Origin of the sequence: Sphingopyxis lindanitolerans (assembly GCF_002993885.1) — a bacterium.
GTDB lineage: Bacteria > Pseudomonadota > Alphaproteobacteria > Sphingomonadales > Sphingomonadaceae > Sphingopyxis > Sphingopyxis lindanitolerans.
The window spans coordinates 3676947-3700924 of record NZ_CM009578.1 but is presented as its reverse complement, the minus strand read 5'-3'; the positions used below and the strand labels follow the sequence as shown (position 1 = coordinate 3700924).

The 23978-nt window shown below is 67.1% G+C and carries 11 protein-coding genes; 7 read left to right on the top strand and 4 right to left on the bottom strand.

Translation table 11 applies throughout. From position 1 onward, the window contains the following. Window positions 1-4 precede the first annotated feature (4 nt). The 7 genes from CVO77_RS17510 to CVO77_RS17480 all read left to right on the top strand — a co-directional run bounded on the left by CVO77_RS17510 (window position 5) and on the right by CVO77_RS17480 (window position 17518). Window positions 5-2080, top strand: a complete 2076-nt coding sequence (locus tag CVO77_RS17510; protein WP_106000157.1) for an adenylate/guanylate cyclase domain-containing protein — start codon at window positions 5-7, stop codon at window positions 2078-2080. Continuing rightward, window positions 2067-2831 carry a hypothetical protein gene (locus CVO77_RS17505; protein WP_106000156.1) on the top strand — a complete coding sequence of 255 codons (765 nt, stop codon included), beginning with the start codon at window positions 2067-2069 and terminating at the stop codon, window positions 2829-2831. Before CVO77_RS17510 ends, CVO77_RS17505 begins: the two co-directional genes overlap by 14 nt. Window positions 2832-3114: 283 nt before the next feature. Further along, a complete protein-coding gene (locus CVO77_RS17500) occupies window positions 3115-4854 on the top strand; it encodes a ShlB/FhaC/HecB family hemolysin secretion/activation protein (RefSeq protein ID WP_242446003.1) in 1740 nt (579 codons plus the stop codon). 30 nt (window positions 4855-4884) lie between these two features. Next, window positions 4885-14523 carry a hypothetical protein gene (locus CVO77_RS17495; RefSeq protein ID WP_106000155.1) on the top strand — a complete coding sequence of 3213 codons (9639 nt, stop codon included), beginning with the start codon at window positions 4885-4887 and terminating at the stop codon, window positions 14521-14523. 47 nt (window positions 14524-14570) lie between these two features. Next, window positions 14571-16049 (top strand): cysteine--tRNA ligase, encoded by a 1479-nt coding sequence (gene cysS / locus CVO77_RS17490; protein WP_106000154.1) that lies wholly within the window; start codon window positions 14571-14573, stop codon window positions 16047-16049. 147 nt (window positions 16050-16196) lie between these two features. Next, window positions 16197-16562, top strand: coding sequence for an endonuclease domain-containing protein (locus CVO77_RS17485; protein ID WP_242446002.1), 366 nt, complete (start codon window positions 16197-16199; stop codon window positions 16560-16562). Further along, window positions 16559-17518: a D-2-hydroxyacid dehydrogenase gene (locus CVO77_RS17480; RefSeq protein WP_106000153.1), complete on the top strand. Its 960-nt coding sequence runs from the start codon at window positions 16559-16561 to the stop codon at window positions 17516-17518. Before CVO77_RS17485 ends, CVO77_RS17480 begins: the two co-directional genes overlap by 4 nt. Before the next feature lie 248 nt (window positions 17519-17766). On the opposite strand, the gene CVO77_RS17475 is transcribed toward CVO77_RS17480, so the two are convergent. Genes CVO77_RS17475 through CVO77_RS17460 form a run of 4 tightly spaced genes read right to left on the bottom strand, consistent with a single transcriptional unit; the run spans window position 17767 to window position 23934 of the window. Continuing rightward, on the bottom strand, window positions 17767-18615 hold the full coding sequence (locus tag CVO77_RS17475) for a metallophosphoesterase (RefSeq protein ID WP_106000152.1): 849 nt from the start codon (window positions 18613-18615) through the stop codon (window positions 17767-17769). Window positions 18616-18664: 49 nt separating this feature from the next. Then, entirely contained in the window at window positions 18665-20602 is a 1938-nt protein-coding gene (locus CVO77_RS17470; RefSeq protein WP_106000151.1) for a cytochrome c3 family protein, read from the bottom strand. Window positions 20603-20617: 15 nt separating this feature from the next. Next, window positions 20618-21499 carry a hypothetical protein gene (locus tag CVO77_RS17465; RefSeq protein WP_242446001.1) on the bottom strand — a complete coding sequence of 294 codons (882 nt, stop codon included), beginning with the start codon at window positions 21497-21499 and terminating at the stop codon, window positions 20618-20620. Beyond that, window positions 21499-23934: a cyclic nucleotide-binding domain-containing protein gene (locus CVO77_RS17460; protein WP_106000150.1), complete on the bottom strand. Its 2436-nt coding sequence runs from the start codon at window positions 23932-23934 to the stop codon at window positions 21499-21501. The genes CVO77_RS17465 and CVO77_RS17460 overlap by 1 nt, the downstream gene beginning before the upstream one ends. Between the last annotated feature and the right edge of the window lie 44 nt (window positions 23935-23978).

The window sequence follows — 23978 nt, the reverse complement described above, 5'->3', positions numbered from 1 at the left end:
TCTGATGGCAAGCAGACAGATCGACACTTCGGCTGCCGAGGCGGCGCGGACCGCTGTTCCGCTGCGCAAGCGCCTCCGCCGGCTGGTGACCCAGCTCGGCCCGTCGCGCATGGTGGCGACGATCCTGTTCCTGATCGTCGCGACGCTGTTCGCGCGATTGAGCTGGCAGATGCCGCTCGTCGGCGACGCCGAGCGCGCGCTCTACGACGCGCGCGCGACGCTGATGGCGCCGCATGTCGGGCAGGACAAGCGCATCGTCATGGTCACCTATAATGACCAGACTTTGTTCAACTCGGGCATCCGCTCGCCGCTCGACCGCACGATCCTGGCGAACGCGCTCGGCAACCTCGACCAGATGGGGGCAAAGGCGATCGGCATCGATATCGTCTTCGACTCGCCCCGCCCCGACGACGCGCTCCTCCAGGCCCAGCTTCGCGCGATGAAGACGCCGACCTGGCTCGCTTATGCCGAGCAGGCGAGCAACCCCAACACCATCTTCTACGAACAGCAGAAATATCTCCAATCCTATCTCGCCAAGGTCGTGACCGCGACGACGAAGCCGACCAGCGTGCTGTTCCGCACCGACGGCGACGGGGTGATCCGCAACTGGCCCGACCGGCCCAAGGGATTGCCGCCGCTGATGGCGAACGCGCTCGCGCCGGTCGATGCGGCGCATGCCGATTATCGCGGCAATATCCGCTTCCTCGTCCCCGCGCGGGTCGCCAAGGGGCAGGAAGAGCCGGTGTTCGCGAACATCCCGATCGACACTTTCGCGATCCCGATGGATGCCGATATGCGCGCCGCCTTTGCCGATCTGGTCAAGGGCCGCTACGTCCTGATCGGCGGCGACGTGATCGACAATGACCAGTTCAACACCCCGCTCAGCCGCTTCACCGATCCGATTACCGGCCTGCATGAAACGATGATCGGGCTCGAGGTCCACGCGCATATGCTGGCGCAGCAACTCGATCGCGACTGGTCCAATCCGCTGCCGGGTCCGTCGCTCTGGGTGCTGGCGGTGCTGGTCGTGCTCGCGGGCGGGCTTACCAGCCTGATCGACATGCGCGCGCGCTGGGTCGCGATTGCCTTCCTTGGCCAGATGATCTTCTTCGCCGCTTTCCCCTTCTGGCTCCAGGGGCACCATGTCGACACCACCACCCTTCCCGCGTTCGGCTGGGCGATCGGCTGGCTGCTCGGCTATGCTGCGGTCGGCACCGCCGCGCGCACGATCGGGTCGCGCCAGCGCGCCTTTGCGCAGTCGGCGCTCGGCAAATATCTGCCCGCCGACATCGCGGCGCAGATCATGCGCGACCCCGATCAGTTGTCGCTCCACGGCGAGCGGCGCAATATCTATTGCATCTTCACCGACCTCGAAGGCTTTACCAAGCTCAGCCATGCGACGACGCCGGAAACCGTCGCGCGCCTGCTCAACGAATATCTCGACCGTTTGTCGGACATCGTGCTCGATCATGGCGGGACGATCGACAAGTTCGTCGGCGACGCCGTCGTCGCGTTCTGGGGCGCGCCGATCAGCCGCGCGGACGATGGCGAAAAGGCCGCCGCGGCGGCGATCGCCATGTATCAGGCGGGCGAGACCTTCCGCGTCGACCTGGCCGGCGAGGATGTCCCGCCGATCGGCATGACCCGCGTCGGCCTGCACGTCGGCGACGCCATCGTCGGCAATTTCGGCGGCGAAGGGCGTATCCAATATACCGCGCTCGGCGACAGCATGAACACCGCGTCGCGGCTCGAATCGGCGAACAAGAGCCTGAAGACCGGCGTGCTGATTTCGACCGAGGCGGCCGAGCATTCGGGCCGCGAGGATCTGGTGCCGATGGGGCGCGTCACGCTGCGCGGCCGGGCGCAGCCGGTCGACGTGCTGACCCCGCGCCCCGACCTTTCGTCCGAACAGCGCGCGCGCATCGCGGCGCTTGTCGCGGCGCACGCAGCGGGCGATAAAAAGGCCTATGTGATCGCCGCCACAGCCTTGACCGAAGACTTCGGTAAGGATTCATCCATCATGTTCCTGATCGAACGCCTGAACCAGACTGACAAGGGAGAAAGCTATGTCCTTTCCTGATTTCACGATGCGCCGCATCGGCCTGGCCACCACCGCCGTCATCGCGGCGGTCGCCTTTGCCGGCACCGCCGCCGCGCAGTCGATGGTCGTGCGCTCGACGGGGCCGTCCGCCGGCAAATATCCGACCGGCACCAAGCTCAAATCGACCGACCGGCTAACGCTCGTTTCGGGCGACAAGATCGTGCTGATGCAGGCGGGCAAGACGCGCACGCTGTCGGGACCGGGCACCTTTGGCGCGACCGGCACCATCCAGGCCAGCCAGTCGATGGGCGCGACGGTGACGCGCATGCTTTCGACCGGCCCGACGATGCGCTCGCGCGGCGGATTTTCGCGCGGCGCGGCGGAACCCGTGCCGATCGATATTCGCGCGCCGAACCTGTGGCTCGTCGATTTTCGCGAGGGCGGCACCTTCTGCGTCGCCGATCCCGAACGGCTGACGCTGTGGCGGCCGAACATGGATACCGACCAGTTGCTCAAGATCGAGCAGGGCGACAAGGCAGAGACCGTCGCGATCGTCGCCGGTGCGAATTTCCGCAAATGGCCGACCGAAGCGATGCCGATCCAATATGGCGTCGATTACCGCCTTTCGGGCGCGGGTCTTGCGAAGCCGGTCACCATCCGCTTCACGCCGATGGGGCCGCTGCCCGACAGCGCCGAAAACTCGGTCGATATGCTGATGGCAAAGGGTTGCACGCCGCAACTCGACCGGCTGGTCAGCGCGATGTCCGACACCGAAGCCGCGGGTGGTTAATGCGAAAGGGCGGGCATTGAACCCGCCCTGCCCATCTGATAATAGTGCGAAAAATCTGCCATAGAGAAAAAACGGCAGAGTCCTTTCCTTGGGTCGAAAATTCGCACTGCCGGGTGACCGGCGGAGCATGAGTTATGGGTGCGCACGGCATGGCGGGCGCACAGGCACGCAAGGGGTAAGGATGACCGACATGGGGGTTTTGGGCGCTGGCGGAAACGCGCGGTTCATGCGTGGTACGATCCGCAGGACGATCCACAGAACATGGGCTTGCTCGGCGGGGCTGATGGCTTTGTCGCTGCCGTTCGCGGCGCAAGCTCAGGTCGCACCGGCATCGACGGTGCCGACGCGCGAGGAAATTCAGCGCCCTGCCCTGCCGCCCGCGACTCCGCCGGGCGAACGCATCGTCACCACCGACGACAGCATCGAACGCGCGCCCTGCCCGCTCGCCAATCCCGAATTCGCCGACGTCATGGTGACCGTGCGCGAGGTGCAATTCTCGGGAGGCGAAGGCATCGACACGTCGATGCTGGGCGAAAGCTGGCACGACAAAATTGGGCAAAAGCTGCCGATTTCGGTGGTCTGCGACATCCGCGACCGCGCCGCGACGATACTGCGCGCCCAGGGCTATCTCGCCGCGGTTCGCGTGCCGCCGCAAACGATCGACGACGGCGTCATCAAGCTCGACATATTGTCGGCGCGAATGACGCGGGTCGAGGTGCGCGGCGACGCGGGCGCGAACGAGGGCCTGCTCCAGCGCTATCTGTCGCGGCTCGACGACCAGCCGGTGTTCAATATCACCGATGCCGAACGCTATCTGCTCCTCGCCCGCGACATTCCCGGCCTCGACGCGCGGCTGACGCTGCGCCCCGGCGCGGTTCCCGGCGAAGTGGTGGGCGAGGTCACGGTGTCGCGCACGCCCGCGGTCTTCGACTTCAATGCCCAGAATTTCGGGTCGAAGGATGTCGGCCGCTGGGGCGGGATCGCGCGGGCGCGCATCGCCGGCCTGACCGGCATGGGCGACCTGACCACGATCAGTTTTTATGCGACCCCCGATTTCGACGAACAGAATGTGCTGCAACTTTCGCATGAATTCCGCGTCGGCGGCGAAGGGCTGCGCTTCGGCGCGAGTTACACCTATGCCTGGACGCACCCCGACATCACCGGCTTCCCGGTCAAGTCGAACACCCAGATCGTCAGCCTGTTCGCCTCCTACCCGCTTGTGCTGACGCAGGCGCGGCGCGTGACGCTGGGCGGCGGGCTCGACATCATCGATCAGGATATCAAGCTCGGCCCCCTGCCGCTCAACCGCGACCGCATCCGGGTGCTCAACCTGCGCGCCGACGGCGGCTGGATCGACCCGGCGTCGGTCGCGGGCAAGAATGGCTACAGCCCGTCGGAACCGCGCTGGTCGCTCGGTGCGTCGATCGAGGCGCGGCAGGGACTGAACGCGCTTGGCGCGAGCGATGATTGTGGCCCCGGCGGCGCGGCCTGTTTCCTGCCCGGCGCCATCCCGCTGACCCGCGTCGAGGCAAAGCCCGACGCCTTCCTCGTCCGCGCCAGCGCGCAGGCCGAATGGCGGCCGGCGAAATTGTTCACGCTGGCGGTCGCGCCGCGCGCCCAATGGGCGAGCGACCCGCTCGTCGCCTATGAAGAATTTTCGGGCGGCAACTTCACCGTCGGGCGCGGCTTCGATCCCGGCACGGTGATCGGCGACAGCGGCGTCGCGGTCTCGACCGAGGCGCGCTACGGCTCGTTCATTCCCGGCAACAGCAAAAGCTTTGCCGTCCAGCCCTTCGTCTTTTTCGACGCGGCGTGGGTGTGGAACAAGGACAGCAGTTTCGACGGACTCAATCCGCAAAAGCTCTATTCGGCCGGCGGCGGCCTGCGCATTGCCTATGGCAATGTCGGGCGGCTCGACATGACGCTGGCCGTGCCGCTCAACAAGGGCGGCTTTCTGCCCGAACGGCCCGATCCGCGTTTTCTGGTGTCGCTCACCACCCAGTTCGGCGTGAAGGCGCGCTGAACCATGACCTTTGCAGCAAGGACCACCACCATGCGTGCCACCGCCACCCCCTCGCCCATCCGCAACGGCAAGCGGCGCCTGCTCAGCAGTTGCGCGGTCGCCGCCGGCATCATGGCGCTGTCCTATGGCGGTCCCGCGCAGGCGCAGGTCGCGGGGGCGCCGCTGAACCTGCCGGGCACCGTTACGCTCAGCACCGACACGGTGGGCCATAGCACCTCGGTCGGGGTCTCCGATGCGCAGACCATCATCAACTGGGTGCCGACCGATACGGCGACCAGCACCGACGACATCAATTTCCTGCCCGCGGGCAGCACGTGGAATTTCAACGGCAATGGCGACTATGTCGTCCTCAACCGCTTCGTCAACGGCGCGGGCGGCTCGCTCAGCCGTCAGATCGCGCTCAACGGCACGATCAACAGCACGAACAGCGCGGCCTCGGGCGCCCAGGGCGGCAGCATCTGGTTCTACAACGCCGGCGGCATCCTGATCGGCAGCACCGGCGTCATCAATGTCGGCAGCCTCGTGCTGACGACCAACGACATCGTCACCACCGGCGGGTTGTTCGACACGACGACCGGCGCGATCCGCTTTCGCGGCACGGCCGGCAGCGTCGCGGGGGTCACCGTCAATGGCGAGATCCACGCGAACCAGTCGCTCACCCCCGGCAGCAGCTATGTCGCGCTCGTCGCGCCGCGCGTCGCGCAGAACGGACTGGTCGATGTCTATGGCTCGGCGGCCTATGTCGCCGCCGAATCGGCCGATATCCGCATCAACGCGGGGCTGTTCGACATCGATGTGCTGACCGGCACCACCGGCGGCCAGGCGCTCACCCATACCGGCATCACCACCGGCCCCGAACAGCAGGCGACGGGTCCGGCGCAGCGCATCTATATGGTCGCGATCCCCAAGAATCTGGCGGTGACGATGCTGGTGTCGGGCCAGGTCGGCTATCAGGATTCGGCGACGGCGGCGCGGACCGATTCGGCGGGCCGCATCATCCTGTCGGCGGGCTATGACGTCACCAATGGAGACCTGGACTTCGCTCCCAACACCACCGGCACCGGGTCGGCGGACATCACCGTCAACGACACCATCTTTCGCAGCGACGTGACCGCCCATGCCAGCGGCGCCTTCGTCGGCCGGCCGCTTCAGGACATTCCGCCGCCGGCACCGCCCACCACCTTCATCCCGCCGAATCAGGCCGGAACGCTGGTTGTCCAAGGCAACGCGACTTTCATCGGCGACGCCAACGCGACGCTGACCATCGACACCGGCCATATCGGTGGCATAGGCGGCAATTTGACCGTTCAGGCGGGCGGCACCGCGACGACGCCCGGCAATGCCGCGATCAACGTCGATGGCGGCGGCTTGCTGGTCCAGGGCTTCACCTCGATCACCGCGCCCGCCTTCTATGGCACCGCCAGCGGGGATACGCAGGGCGGCGACGCCAGCCTGACCATCACCAACGGCGGACAGGTCGTCGCGACCGGCGGCCTTGCCGTCTCGGCCGATGCCTTTGGCGGCATCGACGGCACGGGCCAGGCGAGCGGCGACGGAACCGGCGGGTCGGCGGCGATCAGCGTCACCGGCGCGGACAGTTCGCTCACCGGCGGCACGGTCTATGTCCACGCCAACGGATATGGCGCTTTCCCCTCGTCGGGTCTGGACAATGCCGACACCGGCGGCGCCGGGACCGGCGGCTCCGCAACGATCAGCGTCCAGAACGGCGCGGTCCTCTCCATCACCGACGGATTGACCGCGGAGGCCAACGGCCAGGGCGGCTTCGGCCTGATCCAGTCGGGCGGCGGCACCGGCGGCTCCGCGCTGATCGAGGCGACCGGAACCGGCACCACATTGCAGGCCGGAGCGACCACGATCACCGCGACCGGGGCCGGTGGCGGCGATTTTTCCTTCGATCCGGTTACGTCTTCGCCCATTCCGTCGCTGAACGGCGGCGACGGGCGCGGCGGGTCGGCGACGCTGCGCGTCAATACCGATGCGACCGCGACGATCAATATCGGCGCCACCAATCTCAACGCATCGGCGACCGGCGGCGCGGCGGGTGGCGATTTCATTCCCAGCGGCGAAAATGCGACGGGCGGCGATGCGCAGGGTGGCGACGCGACGATCGAGATACTCGGCGGGACCGCCCAGATGTCGTCGCTTACCGTCAGCGCCGCGGCGCGGAGCGGCGACGCCTATAGCGGCAGCGGCCTGACCGGGCGAACCGGCGATGCGCAAGGGGGCACGATCGCCCTTTCGGCCACCGGCGCCGGATCGGTCCTGACGCTGACCGGCGGCGTCGTGACGCTCGACGCCGCTGGCGTCGCCACGTCCGACAACCGCGAAAATGCTGGCAGCGGCAGCGGCGGTCAGATCGCGATATCGGCGACGGGCGGCGGCACGATCCGCGACATCTCCTTCCTTTCCGCCAATGCGTTCGGCGGCAGCGACAATATCTCGTCACTGGTGAGCGCAGGCAGCGGCGACGGCGGCTCGATCGACTTCCTCGCCGACACCGGCGGCACGATCCTGGCCCAGGTGTATCGGGCCAGCGCGCGCGGGAGCGTCGTCAACACCGATTTCGGCAACGGCGCCGCGCAAGGCGGCAGCGTGACGATGATCGCGCGCGGTGGCGGCAGCATCACCGCGACCGCCGACGGCACCACCTCGATCGATGTCGATGCGATCAATGGGGTGAGCGCCGATGGCAGCGCGGCGACGGGTGGGGACATCCAGCTGATCGCCGATGGCGGCACCATCGCCCTGCTGGGCGCCACGCTTTCGGCCAATGGCCTGTCGGGCAGCGACGGTGCGGGAAGCGCGTCGCTGGCGACCGGCGGCACCATCCTGGTCCGGACCGGCGCCGATCCCGCCAGCCTGATTTCGGTCGATTCGCTCGATGCCGAGGCCAGCGGGACGGCAGGGGCCAATTCCGACGGTTTCTTCGACACGCCGGGCGATTCGATCGGCGGCACGATCACCGTCGACGTCCAGGGCGGGCGGCTGGCGTCATCGGGCACATCGACCGGCCTGACCTTCTCCGCCAACGGAAATGGCGGCACCGGCGGCAACGGGCGCGGCGGCACCGTCACCTTCACGCAGACCGGCGGCGAAGTGGACGCGAGCAATGTTTCGCTCGGCGCGGAAGGCGTCGGCGGCGCGGCGCCGAACAACGGTTTTGGCACCGGCGCGACCGACCTGCCGGGCCTCGGGACCGGCGGCACCGCAACGTTGACCGTGACGAACGGAACGTTCGCGGCGGGCGATGTGACGGTTTCGGCCGACGGTTTCGGAGCCTTGGGCGGCTTTGCCGACGACTTTTCTTCGGACCATGGCGACCGTGGCGGCAATGGCAGCGGCGGCGACGCGAGGATCACGATCGGCGGCACAGCCGACGTCTCCGCCACGCAAGTGATCGCGAGCGCGGCCGGTCGCGGCGGCGACGGCGGCTATCTCGCCAATTATGGCAATATCCCCGGCGGGTCCGGCGGTGACGGCGGCACCGGCATCGGCGGCAATGCGACGGTCGATCTGACCGCGGGCACGCTCTCCACCGATTCGGTCGTGGCCAATGCGAGCGGCTTTGGCGGCCAGGGCGGAGATGTCTTTTCGGCGACCAGCGGAGCTTCGGTCGGCGCAAGCGTCGGCGGCGCGGGCGGCGCGGGCACGGGCGGCACCGCGACGCTCAACCTCGGCGAAACCCAACTCGATCTGGCAGAAGGCCTGTTCAGCCAGTCGCGTGGGACCGGCGGCAACGGCGGCTATGGCGCGACCGGCGGCAATGGCGGCACCGGCCGCGGCAATATCGCGCAGGCGATCGTCGACAATTTCGACGCGGGCCAGCTGGGCCTCCAGATCGACAGTTCGGCGACCGGCGGCACCGGCGGAAGCAGCAATATAACCGGCGGCAACGGCGGCGATGCGTTCGGCGGCATCGCGCGCGCGCAAGCGAACGGCGCCAATGCTGCGGCCATCATCTCGCAGGGCAATTTCCGCACCAATGCGACCGGCGGCAACGGCGGCGCGGTTTCCACCGATTTCTTCGCAACACCGGCGGTCGCCGGGCGTGGCGGCGACGGCGGTTCGGGCACCGGCGGAACGCTCGAGGTCGTCGCCATGGATGGCGCGACAATCGGGCTCAGCGGCGATTTCAGCAGCACCGGCACCGGCGGTAACGGCGGCAACGGCGGCGACAATCCGAACACGGTCACGCTGCCCGGCCCCGACGGCATCGTCGATACGGCGGATGACGTGACCCAGGGGCTGGTCGGCGGCGATGGCGGGATCGGCGGCGGCGCGACCGGCGGCACCGTCCACCTGTTCGCCAACGGCGGCACCATCTCCTCGGACGGCGCCCCCGTGGCGATCACCGTCGGCGCCGTGTCGGGCGTCGGCGGCAACGGCGGCACCGGATCGGGAAGCAACGGCAATTTCGGCGGCACGCTTGCCGATCAGGGCGGCCGTGTCCTCGTCGAATCGCTGACGACCTCCGGCGGCACGGGTCAGATCAGCCTCGGCGATACGAGCATCCAGGCCAATGGTTCCCTCGCCGGACGCATCGAACTGCGCGCCGACAGCAGCATCACGATGAACAGCCTGACCGCCGAAGCCACGGGATTCGCAGAGCCGGTCAACGGCAACACCAATGCGACCTCGCCCGGAATCTTCCTGGCCGTGCCCGGCGGCTCGATCACCACGACGGGCGACATGACGCTGCGCACCAATGGCGGGGTCGGCATCGACGCACAGGCTGACGGTCAGGTAAATGCCGGTGGCAATCTGGCGATCGACGCCTTCGATACGGTGTATGTCACGCATTCGAATCCGGGCGGAGCGACGAACCCGACGCTTTCCGCCGTCGGCAATATGTCGATATCGAGCGGCCTCAATATCAACGCAGGGTCGGGCACTCTGCTGAGTGCCGGCGGCACTTTGACGCTCCAGGGCATCGGCCCGGTCTCCCAGGTCATCGCGGACCGGCTGGCGGGCAACGACATCGTCATCACGGCCAATGACCTCGCCGTCATCGAACATGCCGAGGCGGTGAACGACTTCTCGGCCAATGCGGCGAGCTTCCGTACCGGGCTCAATTCGATCATCACCGGCGGCGACATCGACATCACCGCCGTGGGAACCGTCGATCTCGGCAATTCGACCGCGGGCGGCGGCGTCTTCGTCGTCGGACAGTCGATCGCCTTCAACGCCATCGATGCCGGCACCTTCGTCACCCTGCGCGCGCAGGGTCTCGGCGCCACCGACGGCATCTTCGGCACCGACATCACCGCGACTAGCGGCGCCAACCTCGATGGCCGCAGCGTCGGCATCGACGGGACGATCCAGTCCGGCGGATCGCTGTTCGTGAACGCGAACGCGGGCAATGCCGCGGTCGGCCTGGCCGATGTCGCGGGCGATATCGTGGTTTTCGCGGGCACCGACCTGTCGGGCACCTATCGCGGGGGCGGCAACGTCACCCTCGGGGCCGGGGGCAATGTGACCGCCGAAGCCGATGCGGCGGGCGGCTATGTCGGCCCGTCGGCCAACTTCGCCTCCGAAGGCTATGTGCTGGTCGACGCCGATGGCGATGTGAGCCTGACGAACAGCAGCGCCGCGACGATGCTGGGCGTCCACGCGGACGGCGCGGCGAGCCTGACCGGGGCGAGCGCGGGCGAGGATGTCTTTGTCCTCGCCGGGACGACAGCCACCCTCTCGGGCATCACCGCCGGCGACGACCTGACCGTCCAGGCGGATGGCGCGATCGGCGTCACCAATGCCGCGACGACCGGAACCGGACGCGACGACCGCAGCGTCGCCTATATCGCGGGCAGTTCGTCGCCGAACCCCTTCCTCCAGATCGTGACGACGCCGGCAGACCAGTCGAACGTCATGCTGACGGCGGGGACGGGAATCGCCGCCGCCAATGTTGATGCCTTCAACAATCTGACCGCGACCGCGGTCGGCGCGATCACGGCAACGGGGCCGCTGGTCGCGGGTGACAATCTTGTCGTCGACACCGTGGGCGCCATCGACCTGGCGGATGCGACCGCGGGCGGCTTCATCGACGTCAATGGACAGTCGATCGGCTTCGACGCGCTCGACGCGGGCACCTTCGTTTCGTTGAGCGCGCAGGGTCTCGGCGCCACCGACGGCGTCTTCGGCACCGACATCACCGCGGGCAACGGCGTCAACCTCAGCGGCCAGAGCGTCGGCGTCGATGGGACGGTCCAGTCCGGCGGATCGCTGTTCGTGACCGCGAACACGGGCAATGCCGCGGTCGGCCTTGCCAATATCGCGGGCGATATCGTGGTTTTCGCAGGCACCGACCTGTCGGGCACCTATCGCGCGGGCGGCAACGTCACTCTCCGGGCCAACGGCAATGTAGCCGTCGAAGCCGATGCGGCGGGCGGCTATGTCGATCCGTCGGGCGCCTTCACCTCCGAGGGCTATGTGCTGGTCGACGGCGCTGGCGACGTGAGCCTGACGAACAGCAGTGCCGCGACGATGCTGGGCGTCCGCGCGGGCGGCGCGGCGAGCCTGACCGGCGCGAGTGCGGGCGAAGATGTCTTCGTCCTCGCCGGAACGACGGCCACCCTCTCGGGCATCACCGCCGGCGACGACCTGACCGTCCAGGCGGATGGCGCGGTCGGCGTCACCAATGCCGCGACGACCGGAACCGGACGCGACGACCGCAGCATCATCTATGCCCCGGGCGCCTCGTCGCCGACCTCCTTCCTTCAGTTCACGCCAACGCCCGCAGACCTGTCGAATATAACGCTGACGGCGGGCGCGGGCATCACCGCCGCCAATGTCGATGCCTTCAACAATCTGACCGCGACCGCGGTCGGCGCGATCACGGCAACGGGACCGCTGATCGCGGGCGACAATCTTGTCGTCGGCGCGGTGGGCGCCATCAACCTGGCGGATGCGACCGCGGGCGGCTTCATCGACGTCAATGGACAGTCGATCGGCTTCGACGCGCTCGACGCGGGCGGCTATGTCGATCTCGACACGACCGCATCGGCAGCTAATCCGGGTGCAATCACCGGCGCGTCGATCGACGCGGGGGCGGACGTCTATATGGCTGGCAGCAGCATCGACATCGGCAGCATCACCAGCGCGGCATCGCTGTCGGCGACCGGGACGACCGGCGCGGTCGCGATCGATAACGCCATCATCACCGGCAATATCGGCGTTTCGGCGGCCGGAAACATCACCGGCACCTACAGCGGCGGAGGCGATGCCTTCCTGAATTCGGGCGGCAATGTCATCGCATCGGTCAGCGCGGCGGGCGGCTATCCCGACTCGTCGAACCCCGATGTTCCGAGCGGCGGCAACGTCTATATCGACGCTGTGGGCAATGTGACGCTGACCGACAGCAGCGCCGCCGGAATGTTCGGCGTCAACGGTCGGTCGGTCGCGCTGACCAACGCGGCGGCGGGCGAAGACATGCTCGTCCTGGCGCAGGGCACCGCGACGCTGGCGGACATCACCGTCGGCGACGACCTCGACGTGCGCGCAACCGGCGCGATCACCGCCGACAATGTCAGCGCGACCGGCCTCGGCCCCGACGGATTCCTGCTGAACTATTCGCCGACGGGCGGCTTCACCATCGGGCAAGGCGAAGGATCGACCTCGCTCGACGGGGCCGATATCGACCTCAACTCGTCGGGGGGTTCGATCGGCGCGAGCGCCCTGTCCGCGGGCGACGATATCTTCCTGACCGCCGCCACGGCGATCGCCCTCGACGGCGGAACCACGCTCGGCCTCGGCATCACCGGCGGCGACAGCAGCATCCGCACATCGGGTGGCGACACGACCGTGTCGGGGCTCGACGCCTTCAGCGACGTGATCGTCGCCTCGACCGGCGCCGCCAACGTCACCGGCCCCGTGCAGGCGGGCCGCCATATCGCGATCGATGCCGCCAGCGTCCAGCTTGCCGATCTGACCACCCCCGGCGGCAATGTGCTCCAGACGCTCACCGCCGACGGCGACATCACCATCACCTCGGCGGCGGGCATCGACGGCGGCAGCATGTTGGGGCAAGGCAATGTCTCGCTGAGCGCCGATGGCGCGATCGACGTGACCGGCGTCGCGAGCGGCGGGGACATGACCCTTTCGGGCGCCACGGGCATAGCCGCCGACGGGGTCCAAAGCGGCGGTACGACAATCCTCGCCAGCAGCGACGGCCTCATCAACCTCGCTTCGCTGGTATCGGTCGGAAGCATCGATGCGAGCGGCGACAGCCTGTTTATCGGCGACGGCGGCGACCTGACCTTCGCCAATCTGACCACCGACGCCGGGGACGCGGCGGTTCGCACGCGCGGCGAACTGTTCGTCGTCAACGGCAGCGTCGCCGGCGTTGCCGACCTGACCGGCAGCGGCGAACGGGTCGGCGTCGATACGCTGACCGCGGACCGCGCCGTCATCACCGCGACCAATGGGTTCGTCACGCTGAACAATGTGTCGGTGACCGACGCCCTCAACGTGAACGCCCGCTCGTCGCTGCTGATCGATGGCGTCGTGACCGGGGCGAATATCTCGCTGACATCCGGCGATATCGAAATCGGCAGCGCCGCGCGGGTCGGCACTGCGGACCAGACGCAATCGCTGTCGATCGCCAATGGCGACGATCAGCGGCAGACCTTCATCGGCGGCACGGGCGCGCGCGACGGCTATCACATCGATGCCGACGAACTGTCGCGGGTTTTCGGCCATGACGTCGGGATCTTTGCGCAGCAGGTCTCCGCGATCACTCCGGCGTTGGTCGGCGGCGCCACGCCCCCCGATGTCGTGGTCGACAGCTTCACGATGACCGGCGGCGCGGCGGGGTCGAACCTCGGCGTCGATGGATCGCTGACGATCCGTACCCCCGGCAAGATGCGCGTGCTCGGCGATGTCCGCCTGACCGGGCTTTCGGACGCCAATGCGCTCAATCTGCGGGCCGACAGAGCGCTCGAAGTCATCCTGGGCCAGGGCAGCGTTCGACTACTCGGCGCGAACGATGCGCCGGGCGGCCAGCTCAACCTGCGGTCGGACGACGTCATCGTCGCGACGCCGGGCGCCATCGACGATGTGGCCAACGCAACCACGCTCGACGCGATCGAAACCCGGTTGGCGCAGAACGACGGTATCATCCTCGACGAAGGGGCGCTTTTCGCGCGCGGCATCGGCTTTATCGGCAATGCCTATGTCCAGAACAGCGGCAGCGGCACCGATTACGCCCAGCGGCGCGGCCTGACCTTCGGCGCGGGCGGACTCAACGTCGCAACCGAGGGAAATGCGCGGATCGTGATCAACGGCGTCCACCTCGACCCGAACGGCCAGGTCACCGGCCTCGACGCCATCCCGCTGCTGACCGTCAACGACGGCGCCGTCACCGTTCCCTCCGACCTCTACGACCCGCGCTCGACCTTCAACGGCTGCCTGATCGCCAACACCGGCGCCTGCTCGGTCAGCACCGTGATATTCGACACTTTCCCGGTGCAGGACGTGATCGAGGAGGAGGTCGACAGCGACGGCGAAAATGGCGACGGCACCAGCCTGCCGACCGCGCTGATCACGATGCGCGACGTCGACCCGCTCTCCGGCGCGCCGCTGCTCGACGATCCGGTGACCGGCGCGGGCAACGACGATCTGTGGACGCCGACGACCGACACGCAGCAGCCGTAAAGCCTTTCGGTTGACGGAACACCCCGGAGCAAGGCAAGGGCGCGAGGATGACCGACGCCCCTGCCCCGCTCGCGGATTCCGGCCCGCCCTTGCGACTGTTCAACAGCCTGACGCGCAGCGTGGAAGCCTTCCGCCCCGTCCACCCCGGTGAGGCGCGCGTCTATAGCTGTGGGCCGACGGTCTATAATTATCAGCATATCGGCAACATGCGCGCCTATGTCTTTGCCGACACGCTCGGCCGCACCCTGTCGTTCAAGGGCTATGCGCTCCGCCACATCATCAATATCACCGACGTCGGCCACCTGACCTCGGACGCCGACGTCGGCGACGACAAGATGGAAAAGGCGGCCGCCTCGCAGGGCAAATCGGCGTGGGACGTCGCCGCCTTCTACACCGCCGAATTCAAGCGCGACCTTGGCTGGCTGGGCGTCCGCGATCCCGCCAAATGGACCGTCGCGACCGACTATGTGCCGCGCATGATCGCCTTTGCCGAGCGCATCGCCGCCGCGCATTGCTACCAGCTCGACAGCGGCCTCTATTTCGACGTCTCGACCGTCGCCGATTACGGCCGCCTCGCGCGCGCGGTGACCGACGAGGGAGAGGGCCGGATCGACGAGGTCGAGGGCAAGCGCCACGCCGCCGATTTCGCGATCTGGCGCACCACCCCGCCGGGCGAGACCCGCCAGATGGAATGGGATTCGCCGTGGGGGCGCGGCGCGCCCGGCTGGCACCTCGAATGTTCGGTGATGGGCGAGGCAGAGCTTGGCATGCCCTTCGATATCCACACCGGCGGCATCGACCACCGCGAGATCCACCATCCGAACGAGATCGCGCAGAACCAGGCCTATCGCGGCTGCGGCAGCCTCGATTGCGCCGAGCATTCGGGCGCCCGGATGTGGATGCACAATAATTTCCTGATCGACCGCGGCGGCAAGATGTCGAAAAGCTCGGGCGAATTCCTGCGCCTGCAACTGCTCGCCGACCGGGGCTATCATCCCCTCGCCTATCGGCTGATGTGCCTGCAAGCGCATTATCGGTCGGAGCTGGAGTTTTCGTGGGACGGACTCGGCGCGACGCTGACGCGGCTGAAACGGCTGGTGATGGCGGCGGCATCGGTGCGCGAGGCCGACCCGGCCGCGGTCGCCGATCGCCGTCTGGCCGACCTGCTCGCCAAATTCGACGCCGCGCTGTCGGACGATCTCAACACCCCCGTCGCGCTGACTCTGCTCGAAGAGGCGGCGGCGATGAAAAAGGTCGACGCGGGCCAGAAACGCGCCGCGCTGGCGGCGATGGATGCCGTGTTCGGCCTGCAATTGCTGACGCTGTCGCGCGAGGATCTGCGCCTTCGGCCAAAGGGCGCGGCGATCGACGAAGCCGCGATCGACGCCATCCTCGCGCGGCGCCGCGACGCCCGCGCGGCAAAGGACTTCGCCGCCTCCGACGCGCTCCGCGATGAACTCATCGCGGCGGGTGTAGAGGTCATGGACGGCGATCCGCTCGGCTGGGACTGGCGGCTGGAAACATAAATCCTCCCCATCGACTTGCGATGGGGAGGGGGACCGCGCCCGTAGGGCGTGGTGGAGGGGAGCGGCGATGCGTCCTGACCAGCCCGCAAATACGGTTCGCCGTGCGAAGAGGCTTCGGCGCGAGCTCAGCCTTCCCGAAGCGATGCTATGGCAGATTCTTCGCACATCTCCCGGCGGGCACAAGTTCCCAAGCAGCATCCCGCCGGTCCTTATGTCCTCGATTTCTTCTGCGCCCGCGCCAATCTGGCTATCGAAATAGACGGCATGGCGCATGATATGGGTGACAATCCGGCGCACGATCAGCGACGCGATCATTGGCTCCGCGCCAACCGCATCGACACAATTCGCATCCCGGCGCGCGATGTACTGGACAGCGCCGCCACAGTTGCCCAATCTGTTGTCGAGATCGTCGAATATCGGCTGACGACGTTCGGCAAAACCCCTCCGTCATCGCTTCGCGATGCCACCTCCCCATCGCAAGTCGATGGGGAGGATCAGAAGGATCGCCTATGACCAAAACCGTCACCATCCTGTCCGGCCTGATCCGGCCGCTCGTCGAAAGCCGCCTGCCCGACTGGGTCGAGCCCCGCTTCTTCATGAGCAAGGACGAGGCGATGGCGCTCGCGCCCGAGGCCGGGATCGGCTGGTTCGACATGTATGATAAAAGAGATATGGCGGCGGTGATCGCCGCGGCGACCAGAATGAAATGGCTCAACTCCATCTACGCCGGGGTCGATGGTATGCCGCTCGATCTGCTCGCGGAGCGCGGCACGGTGGTGACCAACGGCGCGGGGATCAACGCGATCACCATCGCCGAATATGTCGTGATGGGGATGCTGACCGTCGCCAAGGGCTATCGCGATGTCGTCCGCGCGCAGGAACGGCGCGAATGGCTGATCGAATCGCCGGGCAAGGTCGAACTCTACGGGTCGAAGGCGCTGCTGCTCGGCTATGGCGCGATCGGCAAGCTGATCGAGGAGCGGCTGAAAGGCTTTGCCGTCGACGTCACCGTCGTGCGGCGTTCCCCCCCCAAGACGACCGGCGGCGCGGGAACGCTGACCCCCGACCAGTGGCGCGCCCGGCTCGGCGATTTCGACTGGGTGATCCTCGCGGTCCCGGCGACGCCCGAGACCGACGGCATGATCGGCGCGGCCGAACTGGCCGCGATGAAGCCGACCGCAACGCTCATCAACATTGCGCGTGGCACGGTGGTCGATCAGGCCGCGCTCGTCGCGGCGCTCGATGCAAAGCAGATCGCGTCGGCCTTTCTCGACGTCACCACCCCCGAACCGCTTCCCGCCGACGATGTGCTGTGGAGCCTCGACAATGCGCATATCACCATGCACCTGTCGGGCCGCGCGCAGGACAAGATGTTCGTCCGTGCCGCCGAACGCTTCCTCGCCAATCTGGACCGCTGGCACAAGGGCGAGTCCGTCGAGCCGCGGGTGGATTTGACGCTGGGCTATTGAGAGGGCGATCATATCGCTTGCAAATACGACGACGGAGCCGACTCCCTGCTCTCGTCACCCGGAACTTGTTTCAGGGTCCATGGTCCGCCCTCGAAGGAAGCGCGGCGTGGACGGAGAGACCCGGCCATGGATGCTGAAACAAGTTCAGCATGACGAAGGCAGAGGGAAGCGAGGCAGGTTGCCGGACTCGTGTTTGCAAACCCGCTTGAAAAACCGCCGCACCGCCTGCGCGGGGACGACGACAATTCTCAGGCCGGCCTCTCCGCCTTCAATTCGCGCACCAATGGCTGGAGCCGCTCGTCATATTTGGCGAGCATCGTATGCGCGCCCGCATGGTCATAGAAGCTGACGAGTTCGCGCCCGTTCCAATGGTGGAGCGCGTAGGCGGGGTCTTCGGCGACGATCATCGGCCGGTCGTCGGGCCGATTCTCGTCGATCGGGCGCAGGTCGAGCGAGACTTGCGGCGCGGTCGAGGAGCAGATGGCGATCGTGCGCCCCTCCCACGCGACGGTGACGCTGCGGTGGAGGTGGCCGCAGATCAGCCCGCGGACCTGGCCGTGCCCGCGGACGACCTCGGCAAAGCGATGCACCCATGGTTCGTCGGGATGGGTGTTCATCCATTCGATACCGCTTTCGACCGGCGGGTGGTGCATCACGATATAGGTCGGCTTGGCCCGCTCCTTCGCCAGTTCGGCGTCGAGCCACGCCGCGCGCGCGTCGCAAAAGGCGCCACCGTGCCGACCCTCCTCGAGCGTGTCGATCGTGACCAGCCGCAATTCGGGCAGTTCGACCGTATATTGGGCAAAGCCGTTGCCGTCGTCGAACCCCGGGAATTGGGCGTGGAAATTGTCGCGCAAATCATGATTGCCGACGCTCGGCCAGACGGGGAAGGGACAGCGCGAAAAGGCGGTCGCCAACCGGCGGTAACTGTCGGGATCGCCGCGATCGGTGATGTCGCCGGTCGCCAGCAAGAGGTCGGGCCGGTTCACCCCCTCGATCAGCGCGTCGAGCACATCGTCGAGCCGCTTGCGATTATACTCCGCGGGGTTGTCGGGATCGAACCCGATATGGATATCGGTGATCTGGGCGATCAGCATGTCCGTCCCTTGCCCCTGCTCCGGCCGCCTGGTCGCGACCGCCCCGTTGTCATCCGCCCCGTTTTGCGAATCCCAGCACCGGCGCGCGCCACGTCACATCATAAAGATGACGCCGCGCCGGACCTGTGACCGCAGTCACAGCATAGACCTCCCGGGGTGGACGATCGGTAACCATCGCGATTTTTTTCTTGCGCTGGCGCGCAGGCATCCACGGCTTGCCGCCGTCGGAGTGATATTCGTGGCACATGGCGCACGGTGATTCGGTCGCGGTATCGACCTTGACGATCCGCGCTCCGGTTTCGCCGACATGGCAATCGCGGCATTGGCGCAGCTTCGGAATCAGCAGATCGGTCGCTGCCTTCGACCCCGTCGCCATGGTGTGGCAGTCGGCGCAGTCGGTTTCCTTGTGCGCGTCATGGTCGAACCAGCCCTTGGTCAGGAAACGCGCGGTCTGGTCGACCGGCGTCACGCGCCATTTGTTCCCCGCCGCGGGTGGGGTGATGGTGTGGCAGTCATAGCAGGCGCCGCCTTTCGAGAAGACCGCGCGCACCGCATCCTCGGCACGGCTCGGGCGCACCGCGACTTCGCGGAAATAGATGTTGTAGACCTGCCCCTCGGCATAGGCGCCCGGTCGCCGCCGCTCCATCCCGCCGAGTTGCAGCGGCCGGGTCGGCGGGGTCGAGCGATAATAAGCGAACAGGTCGGCGACGACCTGATCGGGCTCGCCGTGGCGCAGCGTGCGGGTGACGCCGCCGACGGTCTCGAACGCGAGGCTGTGGCACATCGCGCAGTCGCGCTCCATCTCGACCGGCTTGATCCGCACCCCATCGGCGTCGGGACGGTGGCAATTTTCGCATTCGAGCTTGGCGCCGAAATTGTAACGGCCGCGGAAACTCGCCGCCATCCGCGCGACCCCGCCGGTCGCCTGCAAGTGCAGGTCGTGCGGGAATTTGAGGCCGTCATGGTCGGTGAGCATGGCCTTGCCCGGCATCGCGCGCACCAGCTTGCCGCCCGGTCCCGGCCGGACCAGCGGCCGGAATTCGGGGTGGAGCGTGCCGAAATCGGCGGCGTCGGCGACCGTCGGCTTGAAGCCCGCGCCCACCAACCGCGCCTTCATCCCGTCGTGGCAATCGGCGCAGAATTTCTGCGGCGTCGCCCGCATCGGCCCGGCGCCCTCATGTTCGGTATGACATTCGACACAGCGCCCCTGCGGGCGGTTGAAGGTCTTGGCAAAGCCCGCGAGGATGCGTTCGCCCACCCCCGGCGGATGCCGCGCGGCGAGCAGCATCGCGGTCGGCGCATTGGCGTGCGCCATGCTCATCGCCTTATGCTCGCCGGTATGGCAGCCGATGCACGCCTTGTCGGTGACCGCGACGAACGGCTGGACGTGGCACGCCTGACAGTCGCCCTTCAGATTGGCGTGAGCGCTCGACAGCGGCCCCGACGACCAGGTCATGTCGGCGTGATAGCCCTGCGGCCGCTCGTCGACATGGCGAAAGCTGTGCCACGCCCAGATCGGCCCGATCAGGAAAGCGAGCAGGACGACGATGCCGAAGGTCCAGGCCCCCATGCGCTTGCCCGGCATCACCCCGGCGAGTGAAAAGGCCTTTGCCTCGTCGACATCCTTCGACGATTGCGACAGTTCGTCGATGCGTTCGACCAGCAGGATGATCGCATCGCCCTCGCGCGCGATGGTCAGGCGGTGGCCGCCAAAGCGCAGCTCGGCGCCCGCGGCGCTGTCGATATCGGCGGCATCGACCGTCCGGCCGTTGAAATCGAACCCCAGCCCTTCGCTCGCCGCGACGCGGACATGGCGGCCATCGGCGCTCGTGATCGTCGCATGCTGCGGGTTGACCGCCAGGTCGGCGACATGGATGACATTGCCGGCGTCGCGGCCAAGCGTGATCGCGTCGCCCGGCAACGCCTGATCGCGGATGATCTGCTTGCCCGTCTTGGTCGTCGAGATGCGGCGCAGGATGAAGCTCATGGTTCCCTCCCCGCCTTACCAGTAGAAGAAGACGCTGATGATGTGCGCCGACAGCGCCGCGATCAGCGCAAAGGTCAGCGGCACATGCACATAGAGCCAGATTTCGAGCAGTGCGCGAATGCGCAGATGCTGGCGCAGTCGCGCCAGCGCCGCCTCCTTCTGCGACAGCAACCCGATCACTTTCTCGCGCCCCTCGGCGCCGCTGCTGCGCGACAGGCGCAGGGTGCCGAGCGCCGCGGCGGTCGCGCATCGGGGATAGCGCCCCGACAATCGCGCCGCGATGCCGCCCGCGAACGGATCCTCGTCGAGCGCCGCGAGCACCGGCGCCGTATCCTCGGGCGTCAACGGCTGCGCGGCGGTGTGAAGCTGGCGGTCAAAGGCGCGGATCGCCTCGAGCATCTGCATCTGCGTCATCTCGTCGCGGTTGTTCGACAGCGCGGCGGGAAGCATCGCATAGACGGTGACGCCATAGAGCCCCGACAGGATCACCAGCATCATCAGCACCCAGGCGAGCGTGTGGACATTCCAGCCGAGTTGGAAGCCGGTGTGCCACGTCCCGATGACGATCAGGCTGAGCCCCAGATAGACATGCGCCGAGGTCCAGGCCTTGAGCGACCAATAATCGCGCGTCATCTTGCGCTTGCGATAGCCGAGCGCCGTCAGCCAGAGGATCAGCAGCGCGCCGATGGTGCCGAGCATATAGCCATACCAGGTGCCGCCGCTCGGCCGCGGCGTGACGTCGATCAGCGCATAGGAGACGATGACCAGCAGGCAGAGCCCGCCCGAAATCTTCGCCCAGCGGAAATTGGCGTAGCGCAGGAATCCCTCGTGCCGCCGCTCGCGCACGCGCTCGGTCTGGGTCGCCTTCGACCGGCGCCGCTGAAAAAGCGATGCCATCAGCCCGCATCCTCCTGAAGCCGCGCGATCGACAGGAATTCCTCGGGCGAAACGCGGATCGCGGCGCCGGTCGGACAGGCGCGCACGCAGGCGGGACCGCCCGCGATGCCCTTGCACATGTCGCATTTGACCGCGATCTTCTTGGGCTTTTCGTCGCCCAATTGCTTCTTGGTCCATTTGGGCGACGGCTCGCCGGGGCCGGGGCCGAAGCCGGTGAGCAGCCAGCGCAGCAGGCTCGGCTTCTCGGGCGGCGCGGCTTCCATGCGGATCACGCCATAGGGGCAGTTGCGCATACAATTGCCGCAACCGATGCAGCCGGGCTCCATGAACACCTCGCCATCGGGGCCGCGATGGATGACGTTCGGCGGGCAATCGGCCATGCAGTGCGGATGCTCGCAGTGACGGCAGCTTGTCGGCACATGCAGATGCGCAAAGGTCTTGCCCGCCTCGCGGTCGAGCCGCGACAGGCCTTCGTGGCTGTCGGCGCAGGCTTTTTCGCAATTGTCGCAGCCGACGCACAGATTCTCGTCGATGAGCAGCGCGTCGGTCGCTTCGCCCAGCCCCTCCTTCATGATGAAGCCCGCGGTGTCCGAATAGAGGTCGACCGCGCTCGAATAGCTCGCCTTGCGCGATTCGATGAAGCTGTTCATCTGCGCGCGCTCGGCGACCGCGGCCTCGGTCGCGGCACGGACCTGCGGCCGTTTGGCGAGCATGTCCTTGAATTGCTGTCCCTTCAGCCGGATGATCTCGCTCGCCACCGCGGCCTTGACCGTGGCATTGCGCGGCGCGCCGCTGAGCACCGCCATCTCGCCGAAATAGCTGCCGGCCGGCAGGTAGCGCAGAAAGATCGGCTTGCCGCCGATATCCTTCTCGACGACCATCGAGCCCGACCGGACGACATAGACATCGTCGCCGGCATCGCCCTCGGCCAGAACGACCTTGCCCGCCGGCACCCGCTCGATCGCCGGATCCTCGACGATCGGCTCAAGATCCTCGACCGTCAGCCCGCCCTTGAAAATCTGGAGCAATTGGCGTTCGAGCGAGATGCGGTTGATCGCGCGCTTCGCCCCCGGCACCGACCCCATCAGCTTGAGCGCGGCGGTGCGCGACACTTCGACGAAGATGCTGTCGGCGCCCGCGCGGATCGTCGCGCCGCGCTTGCGGCCGGAAATCAGGCCGACCTCGCCGAAAATCGATCCCTGCTCGATCGGCACGGTGACGTCGGGGCCGACCTCGACATCGGCATGGCCGTCGGCGATCGCGAACAGCGACGATCCGGGGTCGCCCTTCTCGAACACCACCTCGCCCTTGCGATAGAAAGCGACCTTCGAATCGAGCATGAACTCGCGCATCTGGAGCGGCGAGACATCGGCGAAGATGCGCACCCGCTCGCGCAGATAGTCGAGCCACTCCGAAACCGATTTTCGCTGCGGCAGATCGGCGAAGATCGCCGCCAGATCCTTTTCGTCGGCGGGGGTCAGCGCGGTGTTGCCATTGATGAACTCGGCGACGTCATAGCCCTGGTTCATGCAATGCTTGATCAGCGGATAGCCCGCGAGCGCGCCGATCACGAAGATGCCCGGCACCGTCGATTCAAAGGTCGGCGACAATTTCGGAAAGGCTTCGCGGTCGGGGCCGGTGAATTCGATCCCCATCGATTCGACGAAACCGCGCGGCGCGACCGACCCCAGCCGCGCGACGATGACGTCGCACTCGATCTTCTCGTCGCCGTTCGGCGTCTCCAGCGTCAACCAGCCCGGCTCGACCAGCTTGGGCTGCGTCTCGGTGCGGATCGACAGAAAGCCATTTTCGCCCGCCTCGGTCATGTCGGAGACATTCTTCGCCTTGGCGCGGGCGAAATCCTTCGACCGGTTCAGGATGGTGACGGTATTTTCGAGCGCTTCCTCGGCGACGCCGAGCGCATTTTCGATCCCCGCGTCGCCCGATCCGACGACGGTGATATGCCTGTCCTTGAAATCTTCGGGATCGTCGACCTGATAGATGATGTGCGGCAGGTCGGCGCCGCCGCAGCGCATGCGGTTCGGGTTGCCCTGGGTTCCGATCGCAAGGACGATAGTCTCGGCGCGATAGACATCGCCCTTCGCGGTCTTGATCTCGAACGCGCCCTTCTCGCCCGTCACCTCGGCGACGTCGGCGTGCTTGACGACATTCACCTTGTTGTTGGCGGCATCCTCGTCCCAATTGCCGAGAATATATTCGCGCGCACCCTCGGCGAACCGGCAGTCGGAGCGCAGGTCGAGCCGTTCGGGCGTCGCCAGGACGCGCTTGCCCTTCTGATATTTGAAGATGGTGTCGGACAGGTGGTCGGTCTTTTCGAGCAGGACATGGCTCATCCCGAGCTGTCCCGCGCGCGCCGCGGCGCTGAGCCCGGCCGGCCCCGATCCGATGATCGCGACCTTCACGACGTCGCTCATGCGCGCACGTCCCCGCAGGCGCGACCGCAGCTTTCGGTCCTGAC